Annotated in this window: 12 protein-coding genes and 2 tRNA genes; 9 read left to right on the forward strand and 5 right to left on the reverse strand. The window is 59.0% G+C overall.

Annotation, left to right across the window (positions count from 1 at the left end; all coding sequences use genetic code 11):
* Positions 1–5: 5 nt before the first annotated feature.
* The 5 genes from FY550_RS10265 to hemA are packed head-to-tail and all read right to left on the reverse strand — an operon-like array spanning position 6 to position 4,622.
* Positions 6–788 carry a HesA/MoeB/ThiF family protein gene (locus FY550_RS10265; RefSeq protein ID WP_149054510.1) on the reverse strand — a complete coding sequence of 261 codons (783 nt, stop codon included), beginning with the start codon at positions 786–788 and terminating at the stop codon, positions 6–8.
* Positions 789–830: 42 nt separating this feature from the next.
* A complete protein-coding gene (locus FY550_RS10270) occupies positions 831–1,343 on the reverse strand; it encodes an Lrp/AsnC ligand binding domain-containing protein (protein ID WP_070977820.1) in 513 nt (170 codons plus the stop codon).
* Entirely contained in the window at positions 1,340–2,233 is an 894-nt protein-coding gene (gene prmC / locus FY550_RS10275) for a peptide chain release factor N(5)-glutamine methyltransferase (protein ID WP_325062959.1), read from the reverse strand. Before prmC ends, FY550_RS10270 begins: the two co-directional genes overlap by 4 nt.
* Positions 2,234–2,241: 8 nt before the next feature.
* On the reverse strand, positions 2,242–3,342 hold the full coding sequence (prfA, locus tag FY550_RS10280) for a peptide chain release factor 1 (protein ID WP_149054511.1): 1,101 nt from the start codon (positions 3,340–3,342) through the stop codon (positions 2,242–2,244).
* Positions 3,339–4,622, reverse strand: coding sequence for a glutamyl-tRNA reductase (gene hemA / locus FY550_RS10285; RefSeq protein WP_070977822.1), 1,284 nt, complete (start codon positions 4,620–4,622; stop codon positions 3,339–3,341). The genes prfA and hemA overlap by 4 nt, the downstream gene beginning before the upstream one ends.
* Positions 4,623–4,932: 310 nt before the next feature.
* Between hemA and FY550_RS10290 the strand changes: the two genes are divergently transcribed.
* The 9 genes from FY550_RS10290 to FY550_RS10330 all read left to right on the forward strand — a co-directional run bounded on the left by FY550_RS10290 (position 4,933) and on the right by FY550_RS10330 (position 12,201).
* Positions 4,933–6,726, forward strand: a complete 1,794-nt coding sequence (locus tag FY550_RS10290; protein WP_168169304.1) for a tetratricopeptide repeat protein — start codon at positions 4,933–4,935, stop codon at positions 6,724–6,726.
* Entirely contained in the window at positions 6,723–7,367 is a 645-nt protein-coding gene (lolB, locus tag FY550_RS10295; protein WP_325062960.1) for a lipoprotein insertase outer membrane protein LolB, read from the forward strand. The genes FY550_RS10290 and lolB overlap by 4 nt, the downstream gene beginning before the upstream one ends.
* Positions 7,364–8,209, forward strand: a complete 846-nt coding sequence (ispE, locus tag FY550_RS10300) for a 4-(cytidine 5'-diphospho)-2-C-methyl-D-erythritol kinase (RefSeq protein ID WP_070977823.1) — start codon at positions 7,364–7,366, stop codon at positions 8,207–8,209. The genes lolB and ispE overlap by 4 nt, the downstream gene beginning before the upstream one ends.
* A 35-nt stretch (positions 8,210–8,244) precedes the next feature.
* Positions 8,245–8,319: transfer RNA gene (locus FY550_RS10305), tRNA-Gln, on the forward strand.
* 78 nt (positions 8,320–8,397) lie between these two features.
* On the forward strand, positions 8,398–9,339 hold the full coding sequence (locus FY550_RS10310) for a ribose-phosphate pyrophosphokinase (RefSeq protein ID WP_199287797.1): 942 nt from the start codon (positions 8,398–8,400) through the stop codon (positions 9,337–9,339).
* Positions 9,340–9,468: 129 nt separating this feature from the next.
* On the forward strand, positions 9,469–10,167 hold the full coding sequence (locus tag FY550_RS10315) for a 50S ribosomal protein L25/general stress protein Ctc (protein WP_070977825.1): 699 nt from the start codon (positions 9,469–9,471) through the stop codon (positions 10,165–10,167).
* Between the two features lie 124 nt (positions 10,168–10,291).
* Positions 10,292–10,876: an aminoacyl-tRNA hydrolase gene (gene pth, locus FY550_RS10320; RefSeq protein WP_070977826.1), complete on the forward strand. Its 585-nt coding sequence runs from the start codon at positions 10,292–10,294 to the stop codon at positions 10,874–10,876.
* Between the two features lie 54 nt (positions 10,877–10,930).
* Positions 10,931–12,022: a redox-regulated ATPase YchF gene (gene ychF / locus FY550_RS10325; protein ID WP_070977827.1), complete on the forward strand. Its 1,092-nt coding sequence runs from the start codon at positions 10,931–10,933 to the stop codon at positions 12,020–12,022.
* A gap of 102 nt (positions 12,023–12,124) precedes the next feature.
* Positions 12,125–12,201, forward strand: a tRNA-Met gene (locus tag FY550_RS10330).
* Positions 12,202–12,218 lie beyond the last annotated feature (17 nt).

The raw sequence follows: 12,218 nt of genomic DNA on the forward strand, positions 1-12,218 counted from the left end.
GCGCATCAGTCGCTGAGTGCAGCTACCCATCGATCAGCGCACACCGGACAGTTCGGGTCTCGACGGACGCCAAGGCGACGCCATTCACCCTGCAAGCCATCGAACGTTGCCAGCCCCTCATGCGCTTTGCCGACCCTGCCAATCAGCTTGAGCGCCTCCAGTGCCTGGAAGGCGCCGATAATACCCACCAAAGGCGAAACGACACCATTTTCAGCGCAACGCAACTCATCGTCATCGCTCCCGTTTTCCCCATAGAGACAGGCGTAACAGGGCGCCTCCTCACGGCGTAGATCAAACACAGCCAACTGTCCCGAGAAACGTATGGCCGCACCCGATACCAGCGGCGTCTGCGTCGCGACACAGGCTCGATTGATGGCAAAGCGGCTGGAGAAACGGTCGGTACAGTCAAGGACCACGTCTGCCTCTGCGACCGCTTCCAGCAATGCCGCATCGGCCAACTGTTGCTCGATCACCCGGGTTTGACAGTCGTGGTTGATGGTCGCAATTCGCCGAGCGGCCGACGCCGCCTTGGGTGTATCGATATCAGTCTCGCCATGAGCGATCTGTCGCTGAAGATTGGAAAGATCAACCCGATCGTGATCGGCAAGGGTCAATTGTCCAATACCGGCGGCTGCCAGATACAGTGACGCGGGTGATCCCAGTCCGCCCAGTCCGATGATCAGGGCATGGCCCTGCTGCAGGCGCAACTGCCCCGCGTAATCCAGCTCCGGCAGCATGATCTGACGGCTGTAGCGGAGCAGCTGCTCATCACTGAAGGTTTCGATCATTTGCGGAAGCTCCCGCCCTGGCCAGAGAACAGCCAGAAGCGTTCAGGGGTCGGGTTCATTCAGCTCATCAGGATCAGGTACGTGTAACGAGAAGTCTTCCTTGACCTCTTCCATGACGACGTAACTTTTCGATTCCTTGACGCCAGGCAGCCGTAATACCACATCGCCCAGCAACTGACGGTAGGCCGACATCTCGGGGATCCGGCACTTGAGAATATAGTCGAACTGCCCCGAAACCAGATGGCACTCACGTATCTGCGGTAGCTGTAATACCGCCTGACGAAACTCGTCAAAGGCGGTCGGCGACTGATTTTCCAGACTGATCTCGATGAAGACCATAAGATTCGAACGCAGGGCTTTCGGATCAAGCAGTGCCCGATAGCCCCGGATAACTCCAGTGCGTTCAAGTCGTCGTACCCGTTCAAGGCAGGGCGTGGTCGAAAGCCCTACTCGAGCGGCGAGATCGACATAGGAGATGCGTGCGTTTTCCTGCAGACAGCGCAGGATATCAAGATCAATGCGGTCCAGGGTTCTGGCGCGCTGCTTGCCGGTCATGCTGATCTCTCCATCCCTCGGCCGGTCATCGTGGGGTCATGATCTTCTGCAGTCTGATAGCGTCCCAGACTCACCCTGGGACGCCCACCCAGATCATCATGGGTGGTAATCATGTCGTATCCTGCCTGCTCGAACAGTGCTCGCACCATCGCCCCCTGATTCAGGCCATGCTCCAGTAACAGATAGCCGCCGGGCAACAGATGCGCGGGTGCCTGACGAATCAGGCGCGACAGGTCTGCCATGCCATCCTCCGCAGCCACCAGTGCCGAACGTGGCTCAAAACGCAGGTCACCACGCGTCAGATGGGGATCGCTGTCACTCAGATAGGGGGGGTTGGATACGATGACACCGTAGCGCTCTCCTGCCAGTGCCTCAAAATAATCGCTCTGACAGAAAGTGACATTGGAAACCCCGAGAGAGCGGGCATTGTATTCAGCCAGCTCAAGCGCCTCGGCACTCAGGTCCACACCGGTAAATCGCCATTGACGTCGGGCTGAAGCCAAAGCCAGCACAATGGCACCGCTGCCAGTCCCCAGGTCCAGCACATCCCCCCCTGCCTCGGCCGGCATCAGTGCCAGCGCCTGGTCGACCAGCAGCTCGGTATCCGGGCGAGGGATCAGAGCCGCCGGGGAGAGTTTCAGCTCAAGGCCATGAAACTCGCGCCGTCCAAGCAGGTAGGCAATCGGCTGCCCTGCCGTTCGGGCTGCCAGCAGCTGTTCGAAGGCAGCCTGCTGCAAGGTATCAAGTGTGCGATCGCCCCAGGTGTAGAGCCAGGTACGATCCCGTCCGCAGGCATGCGCCAGCAACAATTCGGCGTCCAGCCGAGGAGTATCACTCCCCCCCTGAAGCTGACAGGCAGCTCGTACAAGCCAGTGGTCGATGGTTATCATTGCGTCCTTCAGACCGTACTGGCTTCAGCCGAAGAGAGCGCCGCCAACTGTTCGGCCTGATATTCGTGAACCAGTGGATCGATGACATCATCGAGTGCACCCGTCATGACCTCGGAAAGCTTGTAAAGGGTCAGGTTGATGCGATGATCGGTCACTCGCCCCTGCGGGAAATTATAAGTACGGATTCGCTCGCTGCGATCACCCGACCCGACCAGCGAGCGTCGAGCGTCGGCCTGCTGCTGGCGCTGACTGTCCACGGCCTTCTGCTTGAGCCGTGCGGCCAGAAACGCCATCGCCCGCGCACGATTCTTGTGCTGACTGCGCTCGTCCTGACACTCCACCACCAGACCTGTGGGTAGGTGAGTAATCCGTATGGCCGAATCGGTCGTATTGACGTGCTGACCACCCGCCCCGCTGGCACGAAAGGTATCGACGCGCAGATCGTTGCTGTCGAGTTCGACCTCACCTACCTCATCGGCTTCAGGCAGAATGGCCACGGTACAGGCCGAGGTGTGAATGCGCCCCTGCGATTCGGTCGCCGGCACACGCTGCACGCGGTGCACACCGGACTCGAACTTGAGGCGACCGTAGACGCCATTGCCGGCCACCCGGGCAATCACCTCGCGAAAACCGCCATGTTCGCCGTGACTGGCACTGATGGTCTCGATCCGCCAGCCCATGGATTCAGCATATCGGGTATACATGCGAAACAGGTCACCAGCGAACAGCGCCGCTTCATCACCGCCGGTACCGGCACGAACCTCCAGAAAGATACTGCGTGAATCATCGGGGTCCTTCGGTACCAGTAACCGCTTGAGTTCGCCTTCCAGGCGCTCGAGTGTGTCCTCGGCCTCGGCCAGTTCCTCCTCGGCCATGGCACGCATATCAGGATCACCATCATGACGCATCTGCTCTGCTGTATCGCGATCCGCCTCTACCTGACGGTAGCGATCCCAGCTTTCGACCAACTCCTCGAGATCAGCGTATTCGCGTGAATAATCTCGAAAACGCTTCTGATCTCCGATGACATCCGGTTCGGAAAGCAACGCCGAGAGTTCCTCGAAACGTTCCCGAAACCCATCGAGCTTTTGTCGCAACGACGCCTTCATGATGGTGTCCGCTCGGATTCCAGCGCTGGTGTCGGCGCGTCGAGCAGAAGTTCTTCTGCAGCAGCAACCAGATCCTGCCGCTGTGCGCCGGAGGCTTCACGCAAGCGAAGAGTGGTGCCATGCAACAGCCGATTGGTAAGCTGCTGCGAGAGTCGTCGTATTACCGTTTCCGGATCCTGTCCCTGAGCCAGCTGAGCCAGCGCCTGAGCTTCTGCTTCCTCGCGCACGCCCTCGGCCTGCTGCCGATGACGCCGAATCAGATCACCGGCACCGCGAATGCGACGCTCGTGCTGCCAGGCTGAAACATTGGAAACGATAATTTCCTCTGCCTGCGCCGCTGCGCTTTCGCGTGAGCGCCGATTCTCGCTGATCACTTCATTAAGATCATCGATGGTATAGAGGAAGATATCATCGAGCTCGCCTACCTGAGGCTCGATATCACGAGGTACAGCAATATCGACCATGAAAACGGGACGATGCTTGCGCGCCTTGAGCGCCGTCTCGACCATTCCCTTGCCCAGCATCGGCATGGGACTGCCGGTCGAGGAGATAACGACGTCAGCACAGACCAGCGCTGACTGCAGCTCATCGAGACCGATAGCCACACCATCGACTTCATCAGCCAGTGCCTGGGCGCGCTCGCGAGTTCGATTGGCGACGATGATGCCCTGGATACCGGCCTTTTTCAGATGGCGCGCAACCAGCTCGATGGTTTCGCCGGCGCCGATCAGCAAGGCGCGTGAACGACGGATATCATCAAAGATACGCCCGGCCAGATTGACCGCCGCATAAGCGACCGAAACGGGATTCTCACCGATACCGGTCTCACTGCGCACCTGCTTGGCCACTGCAAAGGTATGCTGGAAAAGCCGCTCCAGATCGCTTCCCAGACTCTGCTGCTCACGTGCACGATGATAGGCCTCTTTGAGCTGACCAAGGATCTGTGGCTCACCCAGCACCATCGAATCCAGCCCACAGGCGACGCGCATCATGTGGCGCGCAGCCTCCCCCTCACGATAATGATAGGTACACTCTCGCAGGGCCTCGATGGGCAGGCGATGAAAGCCGGCCAGCCAGTCGAGCACGGTCTGCTCGCTGCCACCATGCAAGACACAGTAGAGTTCGGTACGATTGCAGGTAGAAAGGATCGAAGCCTCGAGCACGCTCGGTAGCGAACGCAATTCATCAAGCGCTACACCGAGCTGAGCCGAGCCGAAGGCAACCTGCTCACGTACGGCAATTTCAGCAGTCGTGTGATTGATGCCGAGTACAAGAAGCATCGTGATTCCGTGTCAGAAACGTGTATCCGAAACTGTTCGGAGAATGCCGACACCACCGGCACATCCTGTTCGGATGCTCTACCGACAGTGCCTGTCAGGGTCCTCTGCCGCGAGGATGCATCAGCCGTAAAAGCCAACGGAGGTACGCGTCTTTCTCTGTATCGGTCAGGATGGAAAGACGATCGAACTCCCTGTCGGCGTGCAATGACGTACGGATCAGGCATTCACCCTCGCGGATTACTGATCGACATCCTAACATAACCGTTCCTGTCATGGGGATGTTGCCCCACACGGCGCAGAGGTTATGCTGATGTCTGCCCGTATTGAAGAGGATGGCATGCGCCCACGCTCATTATTCTTTTTAATGGTGGCGATTCTGATGGGTTCGGGCGCACTCGCCGGCTGTCAGTCGTCTCCCACTCCCAGGCCGTTCAGCGAAGATCCGCTATCCCGCGCACCGGCCATCAAGAGGGGCCTGGACGCTCAAGGTCTGGCGGCCCTGCTCGAAGCCGAGTTTGCCGGCCACCGGGGCGACTTTACTCGCGCAGCCCGCGGCTATCTGTCACAGGGAGAGCGCTATCATTCATCGGCGCTGGCCAGCCGAGCAACGCTCGCAGCCCAACTGGCCAGGGACGATGAGTTATTAACCCGTTCAGCGCTGCTCTGGAGTCACCTGCAACCCGATGCGCAGGAGCCTCGCCAATTGCTGGCCGAGCGAGCTGCCGCAAACGGAGACTGGCAGCAGGCCCTGACACAGCTGCTGGCAATTGATGCGCGTGGCGGTGATGCCGAACTGGAAGCTTTCGTTCAGGAAGCTGCCGATGCCGGGGCGGATATCTCTGCCATGCTCGAACGTCTGCAAGCGCATGCCGTCAACCACCCCAACCAGCCTGCCGCGTCAATTGCCGCAGCACTGCTGTACGCACGGCAGGGAGAATTCGACACTGCCGACACTACTCTTGATGGGGTCGCGCAACGCTTCAGCAACACGCCTTCCCTGTGGCTCGCCCGCAGCCAGGTCGCCATGGCACGGCAGCACTTTCAGGATGGACTGAAAGCAGCACAGCACGGCCATCGGCTGGCGCCCGGTGATGCCCGTTTTCTGCTGGCAATGGCCCAGGCGTATCTCGCTCTCGGCCGGTCTGAACAAGCCGAGCAGCAGTTTGACCATCTGCTGAATCGCATGCCCGACAACAGTAACCTTCGCCTCTCATTGGCGCGGCTTTATCTGCAGCATCATGCAGAAGCGCAAGCCGAGCGTGTCCTTGCACCACTGCTCGAACAGGAAAAGCCAGTACCCGAGGCGCTGTTGCTTGCTGCCCTGACGGCTGAACGTCGTGGCCAGACAGACCAGGCGGTATACTTCTACGAGCAAGTCCCCCCTGGCGAGCACTTTCCTGGTGCCCGGGCACGCGCTGCACATCTACTGGTCGAGCATCAACGTCTCGAAGAAGCGATACATATGCTCGATCAGGACCGCAATCGTTACCCGGAGCAGAACGCGGAGCTGCTGGAGCTGGAACTCTCACTGCTGGACAGCAGCGGTCAGTCACAGCGCGCCGATCGGATACTGGATCACGCCATTGCTCAAAGTGCGCCCGATAATGACGCACTACTGTTCATGCGGGCCATTCGGTCACTGAACTCGCAAGACCTGAGCGCCATGGAGCAGGATATGAAAACCCTGCTCGAACGCGACCCCGATGACGCGATTGTCCTCAATGCCTATGGCTACACCCTGCTCGAGCACACCCATCGCTATCGGGAAGCCCTGGACATGATTCAGCACGCCCATCGTCTGGCGCCCGACAACCCCGCGATTCTCGATAGCCTCGGGTGGGCCTGGTTCAAGCTGGGCCAGTTCGACAAGGCCTCGCATTGGCTGAATCTCGCCTGGCAGGCCCAGCCCGATGCAGAAATCGGTGCCCACTTCGTCGAAGCCCTCTGGCGAAACCAACAGCACGACCAGGCCCGGCAGCTGGTCAGTGAAATGCTCGAACGCCTTGATCACCATCCCGAACTTGACCGATTACTGGAACGCTATCCCGGTCTTGAATCGACGACCCACCCATCGACATCCGAGACAGAGAACCCATCTTCATGATGCAAGTGACCCTTTCCCGGCCCACTAATCGCCACCTTGCCCATCTGTGGGTGACCTTTCTGTTCGTTGTGCTGCTTGCCGGCTGTGCCGGTCAACCCCCACAACCTGACATGGCTCGCAAGCCCGGAGACTGGAAAAGCCAGCATGAACGACTGACAACGCTGAGTCGCTGGGATATTGCAGGCAAGGTCGCCATACGAACCCCCGAAGACAGCGAAAGTGCCAACCTCGACTGGCAACGAACTCCTGATCACTATCGAATCATGGTCAGCGGCCCCTTTGGCGCAGGGCGTAACACCCTGGAAGGCAATAGCCGCAGCGTCACGCTGACCAATGGCGACGGTACCTTCCGCGCGGCGACACCAGAGGCGCTGATGGAGGACCGCATGGGCTGGTCCCTCCCGGTTTCGGCACTCGACTACTGGATCCGGGGGCTACCTGCACCCGGCACGCCTCACCGGGTCAATCGTGATGACACCGGTTTTCCCGAGGTCATGCACCAGAATGGCTGGACCATTCAGTATCGGGACTGGACCCGCGCCGACGGTCTCTGGCTCCCCCGCCGGCTGATCATGGATTATGGCGAGCTGCATTCGGTGCTGGTACTTAATCAGTGGCAACCTAGTCCATCTGCCAAATGAACAATGCGCTGATTCTGCCAGCTCCGGCGAAACTCAATCGCATGCTTCACATCACCGGGCGACGTGCAGATGGCTATCACGAACTGCAAACGCTTTTTCAGTTCCTTGAATACGGTGACACGCTGCATTTCCTGCCTCGAAGTGACGGTCAGACAAGGCTCCATACCGAGGTAGCGGGTATCGGCCATGATGACAATCTGATCGTTCGCGCGGCTCGCCGGCTGCAGTCTCTGAGCGAACGTTCATGCGGCGTCGATATCACTCTCGAAAAACGCCTGCCCCAGGGGGGCGGCCTGGGCGGCGGCAGCTCGGATGCGGCGACCACCCTGCTGGCGCTCGACCGCCTCTGGCACCTTGATCTGGGAGAAGATCGGTTGGCTGCAATCGGGCTCGAGCTGGGCGCGGATGTGCCGGTCTTCATACGAGGCTTTGCCGCATGGGGAGAAGGTATCGGGGAGCGGCTGCAACCCGCCCCTCTGGACAGGCCCTGGTTTGTCGTCATTCACCCCGGGGTCAGTGTTTCGACCGGCGCTCTGTTCAATCACCCTGAATTGACACGCCAGACCCCCTCTATTAGTATGGCGCGCGCCCTGCAGGGAGGACACAATGACTGCGAGCAGGTCGCTCGTAGCTTGCAACCCTGCATCGGTGAAGCCATAGATTGGCTGAAGCACTTTGGATCTGCCATGATGACGGGAACGGGATCCTGCGTATTCTGCCCACTGTCCGATCGTGAAAAGGCTCTGCGGATCATGCAGGCAACCGATCGAAAGTATCCACAGTGGCAGACATTTGTAGCGCAGGGGTGTAACATCTCTCCCCTTCATGCCGCTCTGAAGTAGAATGACTATGGCATTCAAGCCTGGTCAATCGTCACTGGGGTATAGCCAAGTGGTAAGGCACCGGTTTCTGGTACCGGCATTCCCAGGTTCGAATCCTGGTACCCCAGCCATATTCTTCGTGTCGACGAGTACCCGACCGGGTCGTCAACCGCCTCGATATCCCACAAGCGTCCGTAAGGTGGAAGCGCGTGTCTAAACTGATGGTCTTTGCGGGGAACGCCAACCCCGAGCTGGCCCGTAAGGTCGCCGAATGCCTCGACAACCGGCTTGGGCACGCCACGGTCGGCCAGTTCAGCGATGGAGAGATCGCCGTCGAGATCAATGAAAACGTCCGCGGCAAGGATGTCTTCATCCTGCAGTCAACCTGCGCCCCCACCAATGACAACCTGATGGAGCTGATCCTGATGGTTGATGCTCTGCGCCGGGCCTCGGCGACACGTATTACGGCTGTCGTCCCCTACTTCGGTTATGCCCGCCAGGACCGCCGCGTGCGATCCGCTCGTGTACCGATTTCCGCCAAGGTTGTTGCCGATATCATGGTCAAGGCCGGCGTTGACCGGGTGATGACCATGGACCTTCATGCCGATCAGATCCAGGGCTTCTTCGACGTACCCGTTGACAACGTCTATGGTTCGCCGATCCTGCTCGACGATATCGAACGGCAGAACTACGACGATGTCGTTATTGTCTCGCCCGATGTAGGCGGTGTGGTTCGTGCTCGAGCCATTGCCAAGCAGCTCAATGCCGATCTCGCCATTATCGACAAGCGTCGCCCTCAGGCCAATCAGGCCCAGGTGATGCACATCATCGGTGACATCAAGGATCGGACCTGTGTACTGGTCGATGATCTGGTAGATACCGCTGGCACACTCTGCAAGGCAGCCGAAGCACTCAAGGCCCACGGCGCACGCCGCGTACTGGCCTACTCTACCCACGCCATCCTGTCAGGGCCGGCCGTAGACAATATCGCCGATTCGAATCTTGATGAACTGGTGGTGACCGACACCATTCCGCTGGCAGAACATGCACGGCGCAGTGGCAAGATTCGCCAGCTCTCTGTCGCCGGCCTGATTGCCGAAGCGATTCGCCGCGTCAGTAACGAAGAATCCGTTAGCGCCATGTTCCACTAGTTTTATCAGCACAATCGGTCAGCAGGCGCTGACCCGAAGGACATTTCAAATGCCCTTCATCATGGAAACGATACCGACCTGGTCGCGGGCGGTATCGTTTTCTTTCATTGACCAACGAGGGTCCAACCCATGAAACACCAATACAACCTGACCGCCAATGTTCGCAGGGCGCTGGGGAAAGGTGCGAGCCGCCGCCTGCGTCGTGAGAACACTCATGTGCCTGCCATTGTCTATGGTGGCAGCGCCGAGCCGCAGCCGATCGCCGTCGAAAAGTCGGCCTTCTACAAGGCAATGGAAGACGAAGCCTTCTTCTCCTCGATTCTCGATATCGATGTCGAGGGCAGCAAGGAGCAGGTGGTCGTTCGCGATCTGCAGCGCCATCCTTACAAGCCGGTTGTCGTACACGTCGATTTCATGCGTGTGGATGCTACCCATGAACTGACCATGACCATCCCGCTGCACTTCGCCAACACCGAAGAGTGCAAGGGCGTCAAGGTTGAAGGTGGTGTGTTGCACGTACTGCACAACGATGTCGAAATCACCTGCCTGCCCTCCGACCTGCCCGAGTACCTCGAAGTCGACGTACTCAATCTCGACATTGGCGACACGCTGCATCTCTCCGACATCCCGCTGCCGAAGGGCGTAACACTGACCGCTCTGAGCCACGGCGATGGCTTCGATGCCGGTATCGTCAGCGTCACCCATCCGGACCGCGGCACCGATGAAGCCGAGGGCGAAGGTGAGCCGCCGACCGATGTCGATCACACCGATGCCGAGCAAGGCAGCGCCGGTGAACCAATCAACGACAGTGAAGACAAGGGCGACTGACCCTTACCTGTCGTGAAGATCCGGCCGGTCACCCCTTGCAGTTTCTGCAGGGGCTGACCGGCCGTTTCATGTCGGGCCCTGTAAAACCGGCCCGACCCATCATGCTTTCATCGAATGGATCGACATGAACGAACTGCACGCGATCATCGGTCTGGGCAACCCCGGCGCACGCTACGAGGCGACCCGCCATAATGCCGGCTTCTGGCTGCTTGAGGCACTGGCACGCGAGTGCGGCGTCTCGCTGCGCGAACAGCGCAAGTTTCTCGGCAATTATGCCAAAACCACGCTGGAGGGTCGGGATATCCATCTGCTCGCACCAACCACGCTGATGAATCACAGTGGTCAATCGATCGGTGCGCTGTGCAAGTTCTTCAAGCTCTCGCCCGAACAACTGCTGGTCGTGCATGATGAACTCGATCTGCTTCCGGGCGTCGCTCGCTTCAAACAGGGTGGCGGGCACGGCGGTCACAATGGTTTGCGTGATACCATCAGTGCACTGGGAAACAGTCGTGATTTCCACCGTCTGCGTCTTGGCATCGGCCATCCCGGTAGCGCCGCACAGGTCGTCAATTATGTCCTGAGCGCCCCGGGCAAGGCGGAGCGCCGCGCCATTGACGAAGCCATCGAGGCCTCACTGGAGCAGCTTCCTCTGGCAGTCAAGGGTGACTGGGCACGTGCCATGAATCACCTCCACAGCGCGCGCGACTGAGCTTTCGAATATTATCGGTCCATTCGTTCACCCTTATCAACGCAGGAACGCGCCATGGGTTTCAACTGCGGAATCGTCGGTCTGCCCAACGTCGGCAAGTCCACGCTGTTCAATGCCCTGACCAAATCGGGCATCGATGCCGAAAACTTCCCCTTCTGCACCATCGAGCCCAATACCGGTATCGTCCCCATGCCGGATCCGCGTCTCGATGCACTGGCCGCCATTATCAAGCCGGAGAAAGTCATTCCTACCACGATGGAGTTCGTCGATATTGCCGGGCTCGTGGCTGGTGCTTCGAAAGGTGAGGGGCTGGGAAATCAGTTTCTGGCCAATATCCGCGAGACTGATGCCATCGCTCATGTGGTGCGTTGTTTCGAAGATGATAACGTCATCCACGTCGACAATCGGGTCGATCCCAAAGGCGACATTGAAACCATCAATATCGAGCTGGCACTGGCCGATCTCGATACTGTCGAGCGCGCCATTCAGCGGCTCACCCGGGTCGCCAAGGGCGGTGACAAGGAAGCCATCGCGACCAGAAGCGTACTCGAACGCATGCAGCCCCATCTGGCCGAGGGTCAACCACTACGCAGCCTGAAACTCGATGACAACGAGCGTCAGCTGATCAAGGGCTACGGGTTTCTGACTCTGAAGCCGACCATGTATATCGCCAACGTCAACGAGGATGGTTTCGACAATAATCCTCACCTTGATACCGTACATACCATCGCCGAAGAGGAAGGTGCAGTGGTAGTGCCGGTCTGCAACAAGCTCGAAGCCGAAATCGCCGAGCTGGAGGATGAGGAGCGCGCCCTTTTCCTCGACGAGATGGGCATGAGCGAACCGGGTCTTGATCGCGTGATTCGCGCCGGCTACGGTCTGCTCGGGCTGCAGACCTACTTTACTGCAGGACCAAAGGAAGTGCGCGCCTGGACGATCCCCATCGGCGCCACCGCGCCACAGGCGGCCGGTGTTATTCATACGGACTTCCAGAAAGGCTTCATTCGTGCCGAAGTTGTCTCTTACGAAGACTTCGTTCACTACCAGGGCGAGAGTGGCGCCAAGGAAGCCGGTCGGTGGCGACTGGAAGGCAAGGACTATGTGGTCAGCGATGGTGACGTCGTGCACTTTCGCTTTAACGTCTGATCCTTATCGATGACCTGCCCTTTTCCGCATCTGGCAGGAACTTCGTGCGGGAAAGGGCTTGACGGAAAAAGGAGGCATCTTTAATATTCGCCTCCGTTGAACGGCTACGTAGCTCAGCTGGTTAGAGCACATCACTCATAATGATGGGGTCCCCTGTTCGAATCAGGGCGTAGCCACCAGAATACGGAAAAGCCCC

The organism is Kushneria phosphatilytica, assembly GCF_008247605.1.
Lineage (GTDB): Bacteria > Pseudomonadota > Gammaproteobacteria > Pseudomonadales > Halomonadaceae > Kushneria > Kushneria phosphatilytica.